This window comes from Deltaproteobacteria bacterium, from assembly GCA_023382265.1.
GTDB lineage: Bacteria > JAMCPX01 > JAMCPX01 > JAMCPX01 > JAMCPX01 > JAMCPX01.
Window position 1 is genome coordinate 43,849 of the sequence record JAMCPX010000017.1, and the last position, 20,004, is coordinate 63,852.

A 20,004-nucleotide genomic window follows, 5' to 3' on the forward strand; every position below is an offset into this window, starting at 1 on the left:
AAATGAGAATGGAAGATCTGAAAATGATATTAACAGATGTAAAGAATCATAAAACGGACGTGCAGGATGCATTAAAGCTTATGAGCAATTTACCTTATGTAGATATCGGATTTGCCAAGTATGATACGCATAGATTTTTAAGACAGGGTTTTCCGGAGGTAATCTTTGGTGAAGGTAAAACAGATAAAGAAACGGTTAAGTTGTGCAAAATAGCCGTTGAAAATGGCGGTATTGTTATGGTAACAAGAATAGTTAAAAAAACAGCAGACTATGTGAGTAAGCACATAGATGGGTTTAAGTATCATACGGATGCGCGTATGCTTACCTACGTGAAGAGTAACGGCAAAAGGAGCAAAACAGGCATTCTCATTGTGACGGCAGGAACGGTTGATCGCTTTGTTGCTGAGGAGGCAAGAATTACAGCACAGATGTTTGGTAATACGGTAGATACGTCTTATGATGTGGGTGTTGCAGGGTTACATAGATTACTTGATCAAATGGATAAAATAAAAAAAGCAAGGGTTATAGTTGTTGCTGCCGGTATGGATGGTGCGTTACCAAGTGTTGTGGGGGGACTTGTGGATAAACCGGTTATTGCTGTGCCGGTTAGTTCTGGTTATGGTGCAAGCTTTAAAGGACTTTCAAGTTTATTGACAATGCTTAACAGCTGTTCTCCAAATGTAGCTGTTGTAAATATAGATAATGGGTTTGGTGCCGGATTCATGGCATCCCTCATAAATAGGTTATAAATGCAGGAAAAGAATACTGAGATCAACGACCACACAAAACAGATCCCGTCAGCAGAAGGGATAATACAAGAAATTTCTTCTACTTATGTAAGGCTTTCAAAAGCCTGCACCTATAAAGAGGTTCTCGAAATATTCTCAGAGGTTCTTTCAAAGGAACTTATAACGTTTGATGTAAGTATTATAGTCTTTACAGATCCGGATAAAGAACAGGGAAAGGTAATAGCAAGCAGTGAGATAAAAGATGAAAAGACGCTTCTTTTAGATATAAGAAAGTATCCGGAAATCAGGATATCCGTAAAAGAGAAAAGGGCATTGTTTATAGATGATATTAAAAATACTGACTTTTTTAATGATGAGACAAAAAAAGTGATAATATCTAAAAATATACGCTCTACATTTGTAATACCCATATTTGATATGGATGAAATTATCGGCGTTGTTTTTGTAAGGTCTGAAGAACCTTTTTACCTCTCACCATTCCATCAAAGATACTATTTCAGACAGGCAAGTATGTTAACTGGTGCTATACTCAATATATCGAAATTAAATGCATTTGAACAGGCCGTAAAAAAGGCATCAGAACTTGTAAAATTAAAAGAGGAATACGAGTTTTTATTTGATGAATCAACAGAAGGATTAATGTTGATTGACAGAGAAGGAAGAATAAATAATGTAAATAAAACGTTTCTCAAACTAACAGGTTATTCCAAAAAAGAAGTCATTGGCAGACATTACTCAGTGGCGATTGCAGACGATAGTTCAAAACTCATAGCTAATAAGATATTTTATGATTTTATTAACAAAAAGTTTACCGATCAATTTGATATCGATATTAAAACAAAAGCGGGTGAAATAAAATCATTTTCGATAAGGGCAACACCCCTAAAGGGGCGTAAGGATCTGTCACTTGTCTCTGTGAGAGACATTACAGAAGAAAAACTATTAAGCAAAGAACTCCTAAAGACAACAGACTTACTTTTTAAAACCGTCAGCAGTTCGCCGGACTCAATCATAGCCGCTGATACAGGCGGGGACATTTTACTTTTCAATGAAGAGGCGACCAAACTGTTTGGTTATTTTCAAGAAGAGGTTATTTCGCATTTTAATGTTACACAACTGTACCCCAATAATGTTGCAAAAGAGATTATGAAAATTCTCCGTGATAGCCCCGCAAAGTATGTTAGGAATTATCCTGTAAACGTCAAAACAAGGATAGGTGAAGAGATACCCGTTAGCCTGTCGGGGGCGATTGTTTATAATGATAAAGGCGAAGAACAAATGACGGTAGGTTATCTGAGGGATGAGCGTAAGAGGATCAAGATGGAAAAATCATTGGATGAGGCTTTATCAAGGCTTATAGAGGCAGAAAAGAGCGAGACTATGGCCGCGCTTGCAGGCGCATCAGCACATAAACTTAATCAGCCTCTTACAGTAATACAAGGGTATTCCGAACTCATAATTCAGCATTTAAAAGATAAAAACGATCCCATTTCTCAATATGCGGGAAAGGTTATGGCAGAGGTCGCAAAAATGTCGGATATAATAAAGCAGATAAGTAAGATTACCAAGTATGAAACAAAATCTTATGCTGGTGGTGCAGTAATAGCAAAGATAGGTGATGGAGATAACAAGAGTGATAACAATGACAAACCCGTAAAGATTCCTGAAAATAAGTAGGACTTATGTATGAACAGATTAACTAAAAAGCAAGCGATTGAAATGTTTAAATCGATGGATCTTCTGGAGCTTGGAAGGCTCGCCTATGAAAGGAGAATGCTTATTCATACCGAATCTATTGTAAGTTTTGTCATAGACACAAACATAAATTATACAAATGTCTGCGATGTTGGTTGTCTTTTTTGTGCTTTCTACAGGCCGCTTGGTCATCCCGATGCGTATGTTATGGATATAGATCAACTTCAACATAAGCTCGATATCGCTTATAAAAACGGCGTTACAACAGTGCTGCTTCAAGGCGGTATGCACCCTGATTTGGATCTTAACTATTATAAATCCATCATATCCTTTATAAGAGACAATTACCCTTCTATGCATATTCATGCATTCTCACCTCCCGAGATTATTCGTATGACAGAAGTTTCCGGATTAAGTATTGGGGATGTGATTAAAGAACTGATTTCCGCTGGTCTCATGTCTATTCCTGGAGGAGGTGCGGAGATCCTTGTAGAAAGGGTAAGAAAGGCTATTAGTCCATCCAAACCCGATGTTGATAAGTGGTTTGATGTTATGGAGACAGCACATAATATTGGTATTCCAACAACAGCTACTATGATGTATGGACACGTTGAAACACCGGAAGAAATCATAGAACATCTTGATCGTCTGCGTAAGTTGCAGGATAAGACAAATGGTTTTACGGCTTTTATTGCATGGGATTTTAAAACAGAGAATACGGTACTCGGTAAAAGAATCAGGATACACAGCAGTGCAGAAAAGTATCTTAGAATCGTTTCTATTGCAAGGTTATATCTGGATAACTTTGATAACATTCAGGCATCATGGTCATCACAGGGTAAGGATATAGGACAGATTGCACTTTATTTTGGGGCAAATGATATAGGAAGTCTGCTTTTTGAAGAAAACGTAATGAGGCTTGCAGGCCATAGGATTACGGCACAGGCTAATGAGATTGTTGAGCTGATAAGAGAAGCCGGTTTTATACCTGTTCAGAGAAACACATCATATGAAACATTGAAGGTTTTCTAAACCCTTTAATGTCAGAGATACCGAACAGCTTTAACCCCAAAATTGCATTTAAAAAAAAGGAAAGCACATTAACCCAACCTTTTTTTGAACCTGCTCACGCTGAGCAGGAAAAGAACAATGCCGAAGAAGGCAAGTGCAAGTGCATCAGGCCAGAGGATGTACATGCCGGACCCCTTCATGAATATATATCTGACAATAACGATAAAATATCTCAGAGGTATAAGGAATGTGAAATACTGTACTGCAACAGGCATGTTGTCTATGGGAGACATAACGCCTGAAAGCAGTATTATTGGCATGATAAGCAGCATGGATATCATCATTGCCTGCTGTTGAGTCTTTGAAACGGTCGAGATCAGAAGACCGAGTCCGAGTGTTGTAAGCATAAAAAGTGCGGACAACAAAAATAAAAGTATAAAGCTGCCGTGTAACGGTATCTGGAACCAGAACACCGAGACCATTGTAACGAGAGTGATGTCGATCAAACTGATAATGGCAAATGGCAGGAGCTTGCCTGCTATGAGTTCTATGGGTTTTATCGGGGTTACGATAAGCTGTTCAATTGTGCCGCGTTCCTTTTCTTTTACTATAGCCATGGAGGTAAGCACTGTACTTATGATCATGAGCACAAGTGCAAAAACACCTGGCACCATAAAGTCCATGCTCTTGAGAGTTGGGTTGTACCAGACCCTTGGCTGTATATCCAGAGGTGTAAAAGGTTTGAGTCCGGTTTTAGACATCTGTTCTGCCGAAAGTTCAAGAGCCCTGTTGGTTATGATTCTTTCCAAATATGACCTTACCATTGTTGCATAGATGGCATTCGATCCATCAATGACAGTCTGTATGTATGCCTTTCTGTCCCCGTTTATGTCTCTCTCAAGACCTTCTGGTATAACAATGCCGACCATGTCTTCACCGTCATCAAGGCTTTTTCTCACATCTCGTATGGAAGGTACTCTGTTCTGTATTACAAAATATCCTGAAGCTGTAATGTCGTTAAGGATGGTCCTGCTCTGCATGCTCTGATCCATGTCGCAAACGACAACAGGCACCGATTTTACGTCCAATGTTGCTGCATATCCAAACAGTGTAAGCTGTATGATTGGTGCCATAAAGGCAATAAACAGCATACGTTTGTCGCGTCTCAACTGAATAAATTCCTTGCGTGCTATTGCCTTTACCCTTAACAAAAAAAGTTTCCAGTTAATCATATCAATCAAGGCTCTTCTTTGTTTTTAAGATGCACAGTGTCAACACGATAACCGAGATTAGGATCATGATCAGTATCTGTGGCATAAGAACAAACATGCTCGAATTTTTAAGAAAAATACCTCTCAAAACAACAAGAAAATATTTTGCTGGTACAACGTAAGAGAATATTCTTAATGCCAGAGGCATACTGTTTATGGGATATATGAATCCCGACAGGAGCAGGGATGGCAGCATGGTGCCTACAAAGGACATCTGCATTGCGACCTGCTGGGATTTTGTTATGGCTGAAAACAGAAATCCTATGCCCATGGCACTCACCAGAAATAAAAATGTTGTAAGTGTCAGGAGCAGAAGGTTCCCCTTTAGAGGTACGTGGAATACAAGCACAGCGATTAGCGTAACAAGTGTCACCTGGATAAAGCCTATCACGATATAGGGAACAAGCTTACCTATAATAAGCTCGTATACTTTTACGGGTGAGACAATAAGCTGTTCCATTGTTCCCCGTTCATACTCGCGTGCAACGCTCTGGGATGTCATGAGGACTCCAAGGATCATAAGTATGGTCGCTATGAGTCCGGGTACAATGAAGTTCTCCGTCCGCAGTGTTTGATTATACCATATACGGAGACGCTGCGATAAAAGGGGAAAATTCCTTGAAAGACTGGAATCACCTTGTTTATTGAGCATACGCTTTGTAATATCGAGGGAGTATCCCTGTGCTGCAGCTATAAAATAGCCGAGGGCAACACCGCCTACATTGGCATCCGTCCCATCGATAAGAAGCTGAACGCCGGCTGTTTTATCGGCATTTATATTGTCCGCAAAATCGGGCGGAATAATAATGCCTATCTTTATATCTCCTTTCTCAATCAGGGTATTGATCTCTGTTCTGCTGTTTGCATTATCTGCAATGAGAAAATATGAAGATGCTGTTACCGCACGTATGAGCTGTCTGCTCTCCTGGGTATGCGATTGATCGAAAATACCCATGGGTATATGTTTAATATCAAAGCTTACCGCATAGCCAAACAGCAGCAGCTGTATAATGGGGATCAATATGACAACGGCAAGGCTGATGGGATCCCTTATGATCTGGATGAATTCTTTTTTTATGACTGGTCTGAGCAGACTATGACTTTTCATTTTTGTCTTCTTGTTTTATGAGACTTATGAATATATCCTCAAGGGAAGGCGGGATCGTGTTTAACCTGTTTACCCTTACTCCGTGTTCTTTCATAAGCTGTAGAATGTTTTTTATGATCGGCTCTATTGTGTCTGCGTGTGTAGTGGTAACAGCATGGATGAGCCTGCCGAAAAAGGACACCTCATCCATTGTTTCCATGGATTTTATAAGTTTCAGTGCTGCCGAGGGAGAGTCTGTATCAAGCTCTATAATTATTCCCTTCATCTGAGTACGTTTTATTTCCAGAGGTGTTCCTGATGCAACCATCTTTCCGTTGTAAATAAAGCCAAGCCTTGTACAGTTTTCTGCCTCATCCATGTAATGGGTTGTTACGAACATGGTCATACCCTTTTGTGCAAGGCTGTAGATGAGATCCCAGAACATCCTTCGAGAATCCGGATCAACACCTGCTGTCGGCTCATCCAGGAACAGGATCCTCGGTTCATGGATGATGGAGCATCCGAGTGCAAGCCTCTGCTTCCATCCGGCAGAAAGAGTGGATGTTATGACTTGCTCCCTGCCTTCAAGTCCTGTCAATTTTATTATCTCCTTTTTTCTCACTTTTAATCTGCTGTCATCTATCCCGTATATATTCCCAAAAAAGTCTATATTCTCCGAGACCGACAGATCACTGTAAAGAGAAAACTTTTGAGACATGTACCCTATAGAACTTTTCACATCGTCCGGTTGCACTGCGATATCGAATCCCGCAACCCGTGCAGAACCAGAGCTCGGCAGAAGCAGGCCGCAGAGCATCTTTACGGTTGTTGTTTTTCCTGCACCGTTAGGACCCAGAAAACCAAATACCTCGCCCTTTTCAACGCTTAACGTTATATCGTCAACCGCTACAAAATCCCCGAATGATTTTCTTAAATTTGTTGCTTTAATAGGTGTTTCTATCATTCACGTTCCTTTTCAATGATAGATACAAAGACATCTTCGAGCGTCGGTGGTGTAAATCCTGTTTGCTCTACAGCAATACCGTTATTATTGAGGATCTGTTTAACATCGGTTATATACCAGGGATCCTGTTTGTCTACATAAATATGGATTCTATCCCCGAGTATGTGTACATGCCTGTAATTGTCAATTACGTTAAGTATCTGTTTTGCGTGTAACGGTTCTTTTACTACAGCCTCAAGCATTGTGCCTTTAATAAGGATTTTAATATTCTGGGGTGTGTCAACGACAGGCATGATACCATTATTCATAAGTGCAATGGTTGTGCATCTGTCGGCCTCATCCATATACGGCGTTGACATCAGGACTGTCATACCCTGATGCAGAAATGAATCAAGTATCTGCCAGAACTCGCGCCTTGATACAGGATCAACGCCTGTTGTCGGTTCATCGAGTATGAGCAACTGTGGCTGATGAATAAGCGTACATGCAAGCCCGAGCTTCTGCTTCATACCGCCCGAGAGCTTGCCTGCGAGTCTTTTTGTGAACGGTTCGAGGTTTGTAAACTTCAACAAATAATCTTTTTGCCTTATGAAATTAGTCCGTTCAACAGAACGAAGTGATGCGAAAAATTTGAGGTTTTCATCTACGGTAAGTTCTTCATAAAGGCTGAACCTCTGTGGCATGTATCCAATCATCATGCCCGTTTCAGCCTTACGTTTTACGGCATCGGTCCCGAATATCTTGATTGAACCGCTGTCCGGCGTCATAACACCGGTGAGCAGCCGTATGAGCGTTGTTTTACCAGCCCCATCGGGTCCTATGAGACCGAAGAGATCGCCTTTATTTATACGGAAATTCACGCCGCGTACAGCCTCCGCTTTATCAAAAGATTTTTTAAGCTCTGATGTCTCAACAGCAAGCATTACTTGGTCTCAAATACTGCATCGGCCGGCATGCCAGGTTTAAGAAGCATTTGACTATTATTAATATAAACCTTTACTGCAAACACAAGCGCAGTCCTGTCTTCCTTTGTCTGGACATCATGTGGTGTGAACTCCGCTTTATTGGCTATTTGCTCAACAGTACCGTCAAAGGTCTTATTTGGAAAACTATCGACACTTAAATGTACATGCTGTCCAAGCCATACCCTGCCGAGGTCTATGTCGCTGACATATATTTTTATCCACGGTCTGTTCAGATTGCCTATCGTGAATATTGTTGAACCAGGCATGATAACGTCACCGCGTTCGTAATTTTTTGTTAAAACAACACCCGTGATTGGTGACGCAAGCATACCCTCATCATACTGGATCTCCGCAAGTTTTAAGGCACTTTTGGCTTCTTGCTTCATTGCGATTGCAGCATTTAATTGTGCCTTTGTTGAGTCCGTTTGTGATTTAATAAGATCAAACTGCTGCTTTGAAGCCCCTCCTTTTTTATAAAGTGCCTCGATCCTTTTCAGGTCTGTTGCTAAATATCTCAGCTGAGCCTGAGCCGATACGATCTGTGCATTTGCTGCTTTAAGACTTGCCTGTGCCCTGTTTTCCCCGGCAGTTAGTTCGCGTGTTGTCAATCTTGCAATAACTTCATCATTATTGACTTTATCACCCTCATCAACACCAAGCCACCCGATCCTTCCCGGGATTTTTGAAGCAACGTTATATTCTGTAACCTCTATGGTCCCGCTGCCTGTTACGAGATTTGCGTTTTTATTTGAGCAAGAAACGGTAATAAAACCTAACATACCGATAAACGTAAAAAACAATATATACGGTTTTCTAAACATCATTCAGAACTCCTTTATTTGCTTTTATATATTCCTCATACTCTTTTTTATTGTCTAAATTTTATTAAAAAGAGACCTTGCTTTATTCGACAAAACACCATTAAAAAAGATACTTATTATACCCCTGAAGGCGTCTTCTGTTGAAAAGGGTTCATTGATCAAAATTTCGGGGGTAATTATTCCCTCAACAGCAGAGGTAAGCATGAGCAAGCTTAAATCCTTTTGAATATCGTTTCTTATGATCCCGAGTTTTATACCTTCATCAAGGATATTTTCAAAAATCGGAAACACCTCCTGCTTTCGGTAAAGTTCTATCTTTTTCCACAGATCAGGCCTGTGTTTTATGAGGTCTTGTTGAGCCGTTTTATTCATTCCCGATAAAAACCTACTGATAAATTCGCAGAGCCTGTAAAGACGATCAAGATAAGCACCAGGTTCACTCGTGATCTCTTGAAGTTTGTTTTTCACAGAAAGCACATTCCATTTATAAACTGCATCTGCAATCTCGTCTTTACTTGTAAAATATCTGTAAAGGGTCTTCTTGCTTATCCCGAGCTCTTTGCTCAGTTCATCAACAGTAACCTTTGAAAAACCAAAACGTGGGAACAACTCTGCTGCCTTCTCAACAATCCTCTGTTTTATATCCGTTTTTGTATTTATTTTATGTTTAACCATAACTATCGCTTATAATTTAAAATAAACACCTTATTCTTTGTCCGAATACTATAATGCAAATAAAATAATACTGTATGGAAAATAAGTCAACTATTAAAGTATTTTTAGTTTCCTTATAGGTAAACTGCTCTAAAAATATCGGACAGTTTTTTACTCACTATATTCTTTCTTCAATGTGCCGGTAAAAAAGGATAAGATATAACTCTTTACTGGATGCTGAAACAATATCGCTATATTGAATTCCCTATCTTGTATCCCAGCCATATTCCGATAATACCGCCAACCGCACTGAATACCATAGAAGATATGGAGAATACACTCCCTCCCCAAAGGGAAGGGACAAAACTACCAATTGTTGAACCGATAAAAAGCCCTAAGCCAATAAACAACTTAACAACTTTATTCATGTGCATAAGATAAACAATGTATATGAAAAGTAAAGCGGTTGATTTGATTCTTGCCCCTGATTTTTAAGGAATAGTGACCTGTTAATTCACTTGGATCTGTGTTTTTCGGGTTAATTGTCTTTATAAATCTTCGATAAAGTTGGGATGACAAGTAAAATGACTTAAGGATACTTGAAAGTTTCTTATTTAGTTATACAATGAATAATATGAAGAGAAAAGGCATAGCAAATATTGAAATAGGTATGGTCTTGTCGGCATTTCTGCATTTGGCAGTTCTTCTGGTATTTGTTTATGTTTTTAGACTTAATAGCTCAGAAGCGTTGCCTGCTATGGTAAAACCGAACGCGGATTATATTAGATTAACAACAATCCCGAAACAAAATAAGAATGAAATAGCCGCGAATAAGCCGGCACTAAAAAAAACGGACAAACAGGAAAAACTTATTATAAAGAATCAGATCGTGGATATCCCAAAGCCGCTTATACAGGAAGAGCCAAAAAAAACCGCATACCTATCTGAATATTCACAGAGCGTAAAAAAAGAAATGGTAAGCAGACATAAAGGTGGCGGGTATGGAACAAACGTCAAAGAAACCATAGAGTTACATCAAAGTGCCGGTATTTCTCAAAACCCAGGGCAAACCAATACAAGTCCTCCCACACAATCTCAGCTTCAGGAGAAGAAAGCTAAAGAAGGTCTATCTAACATACCTGCTCATGGCTTATCTTTTACACAACAGTCAGGTTTACCCAACCAATTACAAGGACAGAATCAAGGTCCGGCACAGAATAAAACAAATATTGCCATGAATACTATGTTACCCTCATATTCAAGAATGCGGGCAATACCTGGGATTGGGGATAATAATTATCTGCCTGGGCTTAAAGAAGGGGATGTTACGCTTCTTAATACCAAAAGTTTTGTTTATGCCGGCTTTGTAAGACGTGTCGCGTACAGGATATTTGACCAATTTATCTTTGAGGTACGGAATGATAATGTGTCATCGGACACTATAACCACAATAAACGGATATGCATATGTAGAAGCGAACATGTCTAAAGATGGTAAGTTGATTTCCGTTAATTTGTTAAAATCATCGGGTTCACCGACATGGGATAAGCTTGCTATCCAGGCATGTAAAACATCTGCATGGGATGCCAATCCTCCTAAGGGGGCGGAAGGCAAGGATGGAATAATACATTTTGTTTTTGCACCTGGGAGGGATGTTCTTGTAGTCGGGTTACTTGAATAAAGGGGTAAATCATATTATTGGTTTATTGAAAACTCTTGATATTAAGAAAGTATTCATTATATTTTAGGTAATTACTTTTTCAACAATCATAAAATGTAATAATAAAAAAAATAATAAGGAGGAAAGAAAAATGGCTAAGGAAATAAAGTATTCTGAAACTGCAAGAGCGTTATTGCTTGAGGGTGTCAATACTCTGGCAAATGCTGTAAAAACAACTTTAGGCCCAAGAGGCAGGAATGTGCTTATTGAAAAAACTTTTGGGGCACCAACCGTTACAAAAGATGGTGTAACAGTGGCAAAAGAGATTGAGATTGACGATAAGTTTAAGAACATGGGTGCTCAAATGGTTAAGGAGGTTGCAAGTAAAACCTCGGACGTTGCCGGTGACGGAACAACGACCGCTACAGTCCTTGCTCAGGCTATATTCCGTGAAGGGGTAAAGCTTGTAACATCCGGTAATAATCCAATACTTATTAAACGCGGTATTGACAAGGCGGTTGAAGTTATCGTGGATGAACTCAAGAAGATGAGCAAACATACCCGCGATCAAAAGGAAATTGCACAGGTAGGGACGATTTCAGCCAATAATGATGAAACGATTGGCAAGATCATTGCAGAAGCAATGGAGAAGGTAGGGAAAGAAGGAGTTATAACCGTTGAAGAGGCAAAAGGTATGGAAACAACTTTAGAGGTTGTCGAAGGTATGCAGTTTGATCGTGGTTATCTATCACCATACTTTGTAACGGATGCAGAAAGGATGGAAACAGTTCTTGAAGATGCTTACATCTTAACTTATGAAAAAAAGCTAAGCAACATGAAGGAATTATTACCTCTGCTTGAGCAGATTGCAAAATCCAGCAGACCTCTTTTGATTATAGCCGAGGATGTAGAAGGTGAGGCTCTTGCTACAATTGTTGTTAATAAATTAAGAGGAACACTGAACTGTTGTGCGGTTAAAGCACCCGGCTTTGGCGATAGGAGAAAGGCAATGCTTGAAGATATTGCAATCCTCACAGGTGGCAGGATGATCGCAGAGGAGATGGGTATAAAACTTGAAACAGTTACACTTAAGGATCTTGGTAAGGCAAAGAGGATTGTAGTTGATAAAGAGTATACAACTATTGTTGATGGTGAGGGTAAGAAGTCAGAAATTGATGGCAGAATTAAACAGATTAGAACACAGATTGAAGACACAACCTCTGACTATGATAAAGAAAAACTTCAGGAAAGGCTTGCAAAGTTAGTCGGCGGTGTTGCTGTTATAAAGGTCGGCGCTTCAACAGAAGCAGAGATGAAAGAAAAGAAGGCAAGGGTTGAAGATGCACTCCACGCAACAAGAGCTGCTGTTGAGGAAGGCATTGTTCCGGGTGGTGGAGTTGCCTTACTAAGAACATTACCTGCTCTCGAAAAACTTAGTCTAAGCAGAGAGGAACAACTTGGTGTAGCAATTGTGAAGAAGGCTATTGAAGAACCCATAAGGCAAATCAGCTTTAACGCGGGTGCTGAAGGTTCTATTGTTGTAGAAAAGGTAAAAGCCGAGAAAGGAGCCTTTGGTTTTAATGCACTTACCGAAAAGTACGAAGATTTAATAGCAGCCGGTGTTATAGACCCAACAAAGGTTGTGAGGACAGCAATACAGAATGCTGCATCCGTCTCTTCAATGCTTTTAACAACAGAGGCTATGATTACAGAAAAACCAAAAGAAGATAAGCTGCCCTCTATGCCGGGAGGTGGAATGGGTGGTATGGGAGGCATGGGCGGAATGGGTGGAATGGAGTATTGATTTTAATCAGCATGAGGCAAAAAGCAGGCACAAAGTGCCTGCTTTTTTTGTGTGTACGACTTCAGGTAATGGAGGATGATCTCGCTGCGTAAGTCAGCAATGAATGCTGGTGGATAAATAAAGAACAAAAAAATTTGGCTTAATGTTTTTTGTCTTGCTCCGAGAGTGTTTCTTTGAATTCGGCTAATGTAAAAATGCCCTTTTTTATAAGAATCGCTATTAATGCTTTTATGAATGGCTGCAATTGATTCTCTAAAGGTTCTTCAGTATTTTTTTCAAGTTCATCCTGTTTGATATGAGAATCTATCTGATATTTGTCCATTTTAACAGAAAGCTCTTCATCCTTTTGTGTTAGAATGGGCTCGTTAATCTTTGCAGGCAGAGGTTTATCTTTATAATAATAATTTATAAAATCAGAAATCGTTGATTCCAGCGCGAGGACGGGTTGAATCTTATAACCAACCGCAAACTGAACTGCATCTATTGCTTCAAGGTTTGTAGGATCCGACATTGCCAAATACAGACTGGGCTTGCCTGATGCAGCCTTGATTGCTAATGGTAAAATATTATATTTTTCCACAGTCTCAACATGTATGAGGTTAAGAACTTTTTTATCTATTGTAATCTTATAAAGATCAACCATTTGTATACCAAGCTGTTTACTGAGGAATTTGAGAATATCCATATCTTTTAAGAAACCTAATTTTACGATTACTGTACCAAGCCTGCCTCCGTATTGTTTCTGATTCGATAGTGCAACTCTTAATTGTGTTTGATCTATAATACCATGTTCCAATAACATCTCACCAAGTTTTTTGTGAGCAGGTGGAGTCATTTTAGATGCTGTTTCAGATCAGATTCCTTCATAATACCGCTGTCAATCAAAGTTTCTATAAGTGAATATAAGACAGATTTGGTTTCCTTACCCGATAGAGTATTTGAGAGTTCTTGTGATAGCCCCTTTTTTGTACCAAGTGTTGAATCAAGAATTGCTTTTGCTTCTTCAGGCAATTCATTATCGGTTATTGTTGTAGATACGGACTGACCGCCAGGTTCATCGTGCATTATAACCATTTCCTCTGCATTTGAAGAATTTGTTACTTTTGGCTCATTTGGTGGTTGTTGTTCACCATTATTTACAGGTATTGCATTTCCAGGCATAAATTCTTCAACAGGATTATAATATTTTTTGATTGCGTTTGCTATAGCATTATCCGATGCCAAAACAGTTTTTATCGTGTATCCTGTTACGAATTGAAGTTCATCAAGGGATTCAAGGTTTGTAGGATCCGACATTGCTATAAACAATACCTTTTTACCGCCTTCTATTTTTATACCGAGCGGTAAGACATTGTTCTTGGTTGCTATTTCCTCAGGAATTAATTCGATTGTGGATGGGCTGATCTTGATCTTATCTATAGCTACATAGGGTATTTGTAACTGCTGGCTTAGAAACTTTAAAAGCTTTTCTTCTGTTATGAACTTAAGCTTTACCAGATTATTACCAAGCCTGCCTCCCCATTTTTGCCTTTCTGCAAGAGCAGCACGTAATTGGAATTGGTCGATAAGCCCGGCCTCAAGGAGTAAATCACCCAATCTCTTTTTACTTGTATTCATAGTTTTATTATATACTGTTTTATGATTATTTCAATGATCTTGATCACAGTGGTATTTTGAATAGAGGTTATGATCTGTATGATAGTTTAAGCTAAATAATGGCGACTTTTAGAAGTTATGTGATGATATGACTTAATAACTATGTATGGATACCTGTTGACAAAGTTATATGCACGCTATCTCAGTATACGCAATGTCTTACCCGTGCTGCATTATTTTTAGCAGTTCTGATAATACCTGCACCTGTACCATGACACATTAATCATATTTTACTTGTTTTACTGCTTGAGATTATGTGCCATGACATGCTATTAGTAGCAGTATGGATGTACAATTAAAAATGCTGGTAGTTGATGATCAGGAAAACATAAGATTTGCCGTATCAAATATACTTAAAGCCAATAACTATGATGTTGTAACTGCCTCAGACGGGGATGAGGCATTTTTGGAGATTAAAAAACAGCATTATGATTTTGTTTTATGTGATGTAAAAATGCCAAAGATAGATGGGATGGAATTTCTAAGGGCATTGCAGAGACACAGAATAGACACGACCGTAATAATGATGTCTGCTTACGGAAATATCGATGCAGCAATAGAAGCTATAAAACAGGGCGCTTATGATTACATTCCCAAGCCTTTTAAACCCGATGAACTAATACTAACTATTAAAAAGGCAGAAGAACGGTTGAGACTTTACAATGAGAATGTCCGTCTTAGAAATGCAATCAGAAGAGATTATGATTTTAGTTCTATTTTAGGAAAAAGCACGAAAATACTTTCTATTTTAAATCAGATCAAACAGGTAGCGGTTCATAAGACTACCGTTCTTATAACAGGAGAGAGCGGAACAGGTAAAGAACTTGTGGCAAGAGCAATTCACTATAACAGCGATCGCAGGAACAAGACTTTTGTATCAATAAATTGCGGAGCAATCCCCGAGAATCTTCTTGAGAGTGAGTTGTTCGGATATGTAAAAGGCGCATTCACGGGTGCATATACGAATAAGCAAGGACTATTTGAAGCTGCGGATCAGGGTAGTTTGTTCCTCGATGAGATCGGAGAATTGCCTGTTAATTTACAGGTAAAACTTCTACGCGCCATTGAACAGTTACAAATAATGCGCATAGGCGATACAAGATCCATTGATATAGATGTGAGATTTGTGGCTGCTACATCAAGGGATCTTTTGGAACAAGTCAGGATTGGTAAATTCAGGAACGACCTTTTTTACAGGCTGAGTGTTTTCCATATTCATTTACCGCCTCTTAGAGAAAGGGAAGAAGATATTCCATTACTCGCAAATCATTTTTTAAAAAAGATTGCCAATGACATCAAAAAAACAATTAATAAATTCAGCGATGAAGCCATGAATATCATTATTAATTATGACTGGCCTGGGAATGTTAGAGAGCTTGAAAATGTAATAGAAAGAGCGTGTATCATGAGCGAATATGATACAATTATGCCTGAAGATTTGCCTGATGCCATTAAATCAAGTAGTGTAGAGGATATGATTACAGGACAAAAAGATTTATCAATTAAAAAGGCACAACGAAATCTTGAAATTAGGTTAATACAAAAAGCGTTAAAAAAAACCGCTGGAAATAAAACGCAGGCTGCAAAACTTCTTGAGATAAGTTTACGAGCCTTGATGTACAAGATTAGGAAGTATAATATTGAATGAGAAAGGGGGCTTTATGAAAAAGATATTTATTATACTGGCATTACCTTTGATTTTAATAAGCTGTGAGAAAAAAAATTCAACGGCAGAGAAATCGTTCCTCGGTAGTATTACGCAGAATACACCTGTCGAAAAACGGTTATTTATGATTACACCTGAAAAGCCTCATATAAACGATACCCTTAATATCGCCTTACCGGCAGCTATAAAATTGAATAATATAGAATGGTATGTGAATAATGATTTTGTAGAGGAATCAAAAACGTTGCAGAATCAATTCAAAAAAGGAGATTATATTACCGCTGTTGTAAATTACAAGGATCATGACGGAAAACAAAAAGAGATCACAACCCCGCCTGTAAATATATTAGACAGTCCGCCCGTTATTACATCTGTTGTTATTAGGCCATCAAGACCGGCAATCAGTACAACGCTTATGGTATCGATAGAAGCTTCGGATCCGGATATGGATACTATGACATATAAATTAACATGGTATGTTAATGATAAGATTATTGATGGAGCTACTGGTGATACATTTAGTTGCGCTTCGTATAAACAAGGGGATGCAATTCATGCCGTGGTTACTCCTTTTGACGGAGAGATGTACGGAACAAGCGTATCAAGTAATGTGGTTTTTATTCAGAACACACCTCCGTTAATAACATCTCTGCCTCCAACAACTACCACGGGGAGTTTATTTATATACAAGATACAAACTTTTGATCCGAATCAATATAAACTTACTTACAAACTGGAAGAATCTCCGCCTGGTATGGTTGTTAATAATAGTGGAGAGATTATCTGGGATACAAAAGATTTTAAAAAATCGGGAGTTGTTCCTGTTAAAATAGTCGTATCGGACGGATTTGGCGGAGCGGTAGCACAAAAATTTAGCATAACTATTATTAAATAACCTATAATTATAGTATAACTATGCGGAAATTACTTGACATTGGTAATAAAATATGAATAAATGACATATATGAAGGGGCAAAATACCAAAAATAACTTAAAGCAATACAGAGTAAGAGCTATGATGAGTAAAGCTGAGCTTGCAAGGAAATCAGGTGTTTCTGTTTTAACAATTACAAGAGCAGAAAATGGAAAAGAATGCAGGGTGGATACTAAGCGGAAGATCATGCAGGCACTCGGTTTAAAAATAACGGACAGAGAAAGGATTTTCCCTGATTAATTTAATAAGGAGTTAATATGGCTTTATTTGGCGGAGGTAAACAATTAATAGGCCTGGATATTGGCACAAGTAGCGTTAAACTTGTTGAACTCAAACCAATGGGGAAAAAGGGGTACCAGCTCCTCAATCTTGGCATATCGAACCTTCCTCCGGACACGATAGTCGATGGAGATATAATAAATACCACTGCTGTAAGTGATGCAATAAAAAGTATACTTTCAAATTTAAAAATAAAGAGCAAATCTGTAGCAACTTCTGTATCAGGGCACTCTGTTATTATGAAAAAAATAAACATGCCCATTACTACGGATGAAGCTCTCGCGGAATCAATACAATGGGAAGCTGAACAATATATTACGTTTAATATCAATGAAGTAAATCTTGATTATCAGGTACTTGAAAGATCAACCGCAGAAGGACAGATGAGTGTATTTCTTGTAGCGGCAAAAAAAGAGCTTATAAATAATTATGTTACCGCTATCAGTGAGGCTGGGCTAAATATAGATGTAATAGATATTGATGTTTTTTCGTTGCAGAATATGTTTGATGCCAACTATTCGGAATATGCCGATGAAACTGTAGCTATTGTGAATGTGGGTTCAAGTATAACCAATTTCAATGTCGTTAATAAAGGCATCCCCGTTTTTGCAAGAGATTTAACCCAGGCAGGTGGCAACCAGATCACAGAAGAAATACAAAAAGGCTTAAATATTTCAAGAGAAGAAGCGGAAAAAAGAAAAACCGACAGCAGTGGACAAATGACCCCAGATGTGATTGAAATTATAAAAAATGCTTCTGATGCGATTGCCGCAGATATTCAAAGGTCGATAGATTTTTATCTGTCAACAGGGGGGGGGAAAAATAAATAGAATTATGATTGGTGGTGGAACTGCTAAAATAGCCGATTTTACCGATCTTATAGCAAAAAGGACAGGTATACCTGTTGAGATTATAAATCCTTTTAAAAATATTGCTGTTAATACCAAGGTATTTGATATTAACTACATAAAAGAAATATCGCCGATTGTTTCAATAGCAGTCGGACTTTCTATAAGAAGGTCTGGAGACTGATTATGATGAAAATTAACTTAATAAAACAGGCAAGTAAGGGAATATCAAAAAAAGAGATAGCGATTTATCAGCAGCTTATAATTGGAGTTGCTGCGGTTGTTGTTCTGATAGGAATTCTTGTGTTTTTAGAGTATTCTATAGAGAATGCGATATCAACTACAACAACCAAGATAACTTCACTTAATGAAGAAATGCTTCGTCTTAACAAAACTGTAAATCAGATCAATGATTTCAAAAAGAAGAAAGAACAAATAAAAGCAAAACTTGACATTATTAAAACCCTTGAAAAAAATAGAATAGCGCAGGTCGTTTTAATGGATGAATTATCAAAATCAATTCCAATCGATCAAACAAGCATTATCTCTAAAAGATTATGGTTAACCTCTTTAAGCGAACAGGGTAATCTTGTATTGATGGAGGGTATAGCACTCGATAATGATACCATAGCAAAATTTATGAAGGATCTGTCTCGTAATGGTTATTTTAGAGAGATTAAACTTCAGCAAACCTCGCAATTTACATCAAACGATCTTTTGCTTTATAAATTTGGAATTACGTGCAAATATGTATTCAGCGAGAAGCATTAATGAAGAGGGGATATTATGGATATTAATCTTAATACTTTGTCAAAATTGACCTTACAACAAAAAATATTATTGATAGGTGTCATAATGATACTTGTTGTTCTTTTAGACCTTTATTTGTGGCCCGGTTATTTTGCTGAAAGAAATAAATTGGCAGTGCTAAAGGCTCAAGAGCAGAATATTCAGGCAAAAGTGCTCGAAACACAGGCTATAACAGCACATCTTAATGAATTCCAGGATGAGCTTGATAAATTAAATGAACAACTAAAAGAGGCTTTAACGAAACTACCCAATACGGAAGAAATTGATAAATATCTTCTCACTATTAATACGCTTGCTAAAACAACCGATATAAATGTATTGCAAATACAGCCCCAGGCAGAACAGAATAAAGGATTTTATGCAGAAATCCCTGTTAGTATAAATGTTACAGGGCGGTATCAGGATATTGCTACTTTTCTTGATAAGCTAACGCATCTTCAAAGGATAGTGAATGTCTCGGCTCTGAATTTAAAAATTAAAGGACAATCTTCTATAGGTAAGACTATTTTAAACGCATCGTTTATAACAACGGTTTTCAGATTTGTGGAGCAGAAAACCAACACAACAGGTAAAAAATGAAAAAGGGTAATGTATGAAAAAAATAAGCAGATTTAGGTTTCTCAATTTAATATTGTTGGTCTTGTTGATATCGGGCTGTAAAAGCAAAACAGTTTCAAAACCGGTTAATATTCAAAAACCGTTATCGGTTTCAACAACTCAGATTCAACCTAAGACTACTGCTGTTACAGCAACACAGGGTACAACACAACAAAATGAATTTACTTATACTTATAATCCGGCAGGCAAACCCGATCCATTTGAACCATTTGATATATCAAAAATAAAACCATCGGCACAGCTTACCCCATTACAACAATTTTCATTGGATCAACTAATATTAAAAGGTATAATCTGGGGTGTATCGGATGCAAAGGCGATAATTCAAGATCCAACGGGTAAGACTTATATAGTCGGCAAGGGAGCAAAAATCGGTAAAAATAATGGTGAAATAGTCAGAATACTCGATGATAGGGTGATTATTCTTGAAAACTATACAGATGTTTTTACAGGTAAAATAAAAACAAACGAAGTTACAATGCAGTTAAAGAAAACATCCCAATAAAGGGGGC

Annotated in this window: 20 protein-coding genes and 1 pseudogene; 12 read left to right on the plus strand and 9 right to left on the minus strand. The window is 38.2% G+C overall.

The window, feature by feature from the left end:
* Positions 1-2: 2 nt before the first annotated feature.
* Genes larB through mqnC form a run of 3 tightly spaced genes read left to right on the plus strand, consistent with a single transcriptional unit; the run spans position 3 to position 3,476 of the window.
* Positions 3-749 carry a nickel pincer cofactor biosynthesis protein LarB gene (larB, locus tag M1381_03375; GenBank protein MCL4478129.1) on the plus strand — a complete coding sequence of 249 codons (747 nt, stop codon included), beginning with the start codon at positions 3-5 and terminating at the stop codon, positions 747-749.
* Positions 750-2,426, plus strand: coding sequence for a PAS domain S-box protein (locus M1381_03380; protein MCL4478130.1), 1,677 nt, complete (start codon positions 750-752; stop codon positions 2,424-2,426).
* A 9-nt stretch (positions 2,427-2,435) separates the two neighbouring features.
* On the plus strand, positions 2,436-3,476 hold the full coding sequence (mqnC, locus tag M1381_03385; GenBank protein ID MCL4478131.1) for a dehypoxanthine futalosine cyclase: 1,041 nt from the start codon (positions 2,436-2,438) through the stop codon (positions 3,474-3,476).
* Positions 3,477-3,544: 68 nt separating this feature from the next.
* Here mqnC and M1381_03390 read toward each other — a convergent pair whose 3' ends face one another.
* The 7 genes from M1381_03390 to M1381_03420 all read right to left on the minus strand — a co-directional run bounded on the left by M1381_03390 (position 3,545) and on the right by M1381_03420 (position 9,645).
* A complete protein-coding gene (locus tag M1381_03390; GenBank protein MCL4478132.1) occupies positions 3,545-4,687 on the minus strand; it encodes an ABC transporter permease in 1,143 nt (380 codons plus the stop codon).
* Position 4,688: 1 nt separating this feature from the next.
* The gene (locus M1381_03395) at positions 4,689-5,834 is read right to left on the minus strand and encodes an ABC transporter permease (protein MCL4478133.1); all 1,146 of its coding nucleotides are present in this window, start codon (positions 5,832-5,834) and stop codon (positions 4,689-4,691) included.
* On the minus strand, positions 5,821-6,777 hold the full coding sequence (locus M1381_03400) for an ABC transporter ATP-binding protein (protein ID MCL4478134.1): 957 nt from the start codon (positions 6,775-6,777) through the stop codon (positions 5,821-5,823). Before M1381_03400 ends, M1381_03395 begins: the two co-directional genes overlap by 14 nt.
* Entirely contained in the window at positions 6,774-7,700 is a 927-nt protein-coding gene (locus tag M1381_03405) for an ABC transporter ATP-binding protein (protein ID MCL4478135.1), read from the minus strand. Before M1381_03405 ends, M1381_03400 begins: the two co-directional genes overlap by 4 nt.
* Complete coding sequence (locus M1381_03410) at positions 7,700-8,566, minus strand: efflux RND transporter periplasmic adaptor subunit (GenBank protein MCL4478136.1); 867 nt, start codon at positions 8,564-8,566, stop codon at positions 7,700-7,702. The genes M1381_03405 and M1381_03410 overlap by 1 nt, the downstream gene beginning before the upstream one ends.
* Before the next feature lie 51 nt (positions 8,567-8,617).
* Entirely contained in the window at positions 8,618-9,238 is a 621-nt protein-coding gene (locus M1381_03415) for a TetR/AcrR family transcriptional regulator (protein ID MCL4478137.1), read from the minus strand.
* Positions 9,239-9,468: 230 nt separating this feature from the next.
* Positions 9,469-9,645, minus strand: coding sequence for a hypothetical protein (locus tag M1381_03420; protein MCL4478138.1), 177 nt, complete (start codon positions 9,643-9,645; stop codon positions 9,469-9,471).
* Between the two features lie 206 nt (positions 9,646-9,851).
* On the opposite strand from M1381_03420, the gene M1381_03425 reads away from it, so the two are divergent.
* Positions 9,852-10,898 (plus strand): energy transducer TonB, encoded by a 1,047-nt coding sequence (locus M1381_03425; GenBank protein ID MCL4478139.1) that lies wholly within the window; start codon positions 9,852-9,854, stop codon positions 10,896-10,898.
* 130 nt (positions 10,899-11,028) lie between these two features.
* On the plus strand, positions 11,029-12,681 hold the full coding sequence (gene groL, locus M1381_03430; GenBank protein ID MCL4478140.1) for a chaperonin GroEL: 1,653 nt from the start codon (positions 11,029-11,031) through the stop codon (positions 12,679-12,681).
* A gap of 139 nt (positions 12,682-12,820) precedes the next feature.
* Here groL and M1381_03435 read toward each other — a convergent pair whose 3' ends face one another.
* Both M1381_03435 and M1381_03440 read right to left on the minus strand, forming a co-directional pair.
* Positions 12,821-13,516 carry a hypothetical protein gene (locus tag M1381_03435; GenBank protein MCL4478141.1) on the minus strand — a complete coding sequence of 232 codons (696 nt, stop codon included), beginning with the start codon at positions 13,514-13,516 and terminating at the stop codon, positions 12,821-12,823.
* A complete protein-coding gene (locus M1381_03440; protein ID MCL4478142.1) occupies positions 13,513-14,298 on the minus strand; it encodes a hypothetical protein in 786 nt (261 codons plus the stop codon). Before M1381_03440 ends, M1381_03435 begins: the two co-directional genes overlap by 4 nt.
* Before the next feature lie 322 nt (positions 14,299-14,620).
* Between M1381_03440 and M1381_03445 the strand changes: the two genes are divergently transcribed.
* The 7 genes and pseudogenes from M1381_03445 (at position 14,621) to M1381_03475 (ending at position 19,997) form a co-directional block, all read left to right on the plus strand.
* Positions 14,621-15,985 carry a sigma-54 dependent transcriptional regulator gene (locus tag M1381_03445; GenBank protein ID MCL4478143.1) on the plus strand — a complete coding sequence of 455 codons (1,365 nt, stop codon included), beginning with the start codon at positions 14,621-14,623 and terminating at the stop codon, positions 15,983-15,985.
* Positions 15,986-15,998: 13 nt separating this feature from the next.
* On the plus strand, positions 15,999-16,898 hold the full coding sequence (locus M1381_03450; GenBank protein MCL4478144.1) for a hypothetical protein: 900 nt from the start codon (positions 15,999-16,001) through the stop codon (positions 16,896-16,898).
* A gap of 69 nt (positions 16,899-16,967) precedes the next feature.
* Positions 16,968-17,177 carry a helix-turn-helix transcriptional regulator gene (locus tag M1381_03455; GenBank protein MCL4478145.1) on the plus strand — a complete coding sequence of 70 codons (210 nt, stop codon included), beginning with the start codon at positions 16,968-16,970 and terminating at the stop codon, positions 17,175-17,177.
* Between the two features lie 98 nt (positions 17,178-17,275).
* A pseudogene (locus M1381_03460) lies at positions 17,276-18,248 on the plus strand (pilus assembly protein PilM).
* A 2-nt stretch (positions 18,249-18,250) separates the two neighbouring features.
* Positions 18,251-18,835, plus strand: coding sequence for a PilN domain-containing protein (locus M1381_03465; protein ID MCL4478146.1), 585 nt, complete (start codon positions 18,251-18,253; stop codon positions 18,833-18,835).
* A gap of 15 nt (positions 18,836-18,850) precedes the next feature.
* Positions 18,851-19,453 carry a type 4a pilus biogenesis protein PilO gene (locus tag M1381_03470; GenBank protein MCL4478147.1) on the plus strand — a complete coding sequence of 201 codons (603 nt, stop codon included), beginning with the start codon at positions 18,851-18,853 and terminating at the stop codon, positions 19,451-19,453.
* Positions 19,454-19,466: 13 nt separating this feature from the next.
* Positions 19,467-19,997 (plus strand): pilus assembly protein PilP, encoded by a 531-nt coding sequence (locus tag M1381_03475; GenBank protein MCL4478148.1) that lies wholly within the window; start codon positions 19,467-19,469, stop codon positions 19,995-19,997.
* The last annotated feature ends 7 nt before the right edge of the window (positions 19,998-20,004 follow it).

Excerpts from the sequence above, each read along its gene's own strand:
- larB (MCL4478129.1), top strand. The coding sequence starts at position 3 with ATGAGAATGGAAGATCTGAAAATGATATTAACAGATGTAAAGAATCAT.
- M1381_03380 (MCL4478130.1), top strand. The coding sequence starts at position 750 with ATGCAGGAAAAGAATACTGAGATCAACGACCACACAAAACAGATCCCG.
- mqnC (MCL4478131.1), top strand. The coding sequence starts at position 2,436 with ATGAACAGATTAACTAAAAAGCAAGCGATTGAAATGTTTAAATCGATG.
- M1381_03390 (MCL4478132.1), bottom strand. The coding sequence starts at position 4,687 with ATGATTAACTGGAAACTTTTTTTGTTAAGGGTAAAGGCAATAGCACGC.
- M1381_03395 (MCL4478133.1), bottom strand. The coding sequence starts at position 5,834 with ATGAAAAGTCATAGTCTGCTCAGACCAGTCATAAAAAAAGAATTCATC.
- M1381_03400 (MCL4478134.1), bottom strand. The coding sequence starts at position 6,777 with ATGATAGAAACACCTATTAAAGCAACAAATTTAAGAAAATCATTCGGG.
- M1381_03405 (MCL4478135.1), bottom strand. The coding sequence starts at position 7,700 with ATGCTTGCTGTTGAGACATCAGAGCTTAAAAAATCTTTTGATAAAGCG.
- M1381_03410 (MCL4478136.1), bottom strand. The coding sequence starts at position 8,566 with ATGATGTTTAGAAAACCGTATATATTGTTTTTTACGTTTATCGGTATG.
- M1381_03415 (MCL4478137.1), bottom strand. The coding sequence starts at position 9,238 with ATGGTTAAACATAAAATAAATACAAAAACGGATATAAAACAGAGGATT.
- M1381_03420 (MCL4478138.1), bottom strand. The coding sequence starts at position 9,645 with ATGAATAAAGTTGTTAAGTTGTTTATTGGCTTAGGGCTTTTTATCGGT.
- M1381_03425 (MCL4478139.1), top strand. The coding sequence starts at position 9,852 with ATGAAGAGAAAAGGCATAGCAAATATTGAAATAGGTATGGTCTTGTCG.
- groL (MCL4478140.1), top strand. The coding sequence starts at position 11,029 with ATGGCTAAGGAAATAAAGTATTCTGAAACTGCAAGAGCGTTATTGCTT.
- M1381_03435 (MCL4478141.1), bottom strand. The coding sequence starts at position 13,516 with ATGACTCCACCTGCTCACAAAAAACTTGGTGAGATGTTATTGGAACAT.
- M1381_03440 (MCL4478142.1), bottom strand. The coding sequence starts at position 14,298 with ATGAATACAAGTAAAAAGAGATTGGGTGATTTACTCCTTGAGGCCGGG.
- M1381_03445 (MCL4478143.1), top strand. The coding sequence starts at position 14,621 with ATGGATGTACAATTAAAAATGCTGGTAGTTGATGATCAGGAAAACATA.
- M1381_03450 (MCL4478144.1), top strand. The coding sequence starts at position 15,999 with ATGAAAAAGATATTTATTATACTGGCATTACCTTTGATTTTAATAAGC.
- M1381_03455 (MCL4478145.1), top strand. The coding sequence starts at position 16,968 with ATGAAGGGGCAAAATACCAAAAATAACTTAAAGCAATACAGAGTAAGA.
- M1381_03465 (MCL4478146.1), top strand. The coding sequence starts at position 18,251 with ATGATGAAAATTAACTTAATAAAACAGGCAAGTAAGGGAATATCAAAA.
- M1381_03470 (MCL4478147.1), top strand. The coding sequence starts at position 18,851 with ATGGATATTAATCTTAATACTTTGTCAAAATTGACCTTACAACAAAAA.
- M1381_03475 (MCL4478148.1), top strand. The coding sequence starts at position 19,467 with ATGAAAAAAATAAGCAGATTTAGGTTTCTCAATTTAATATTGTTGGTC.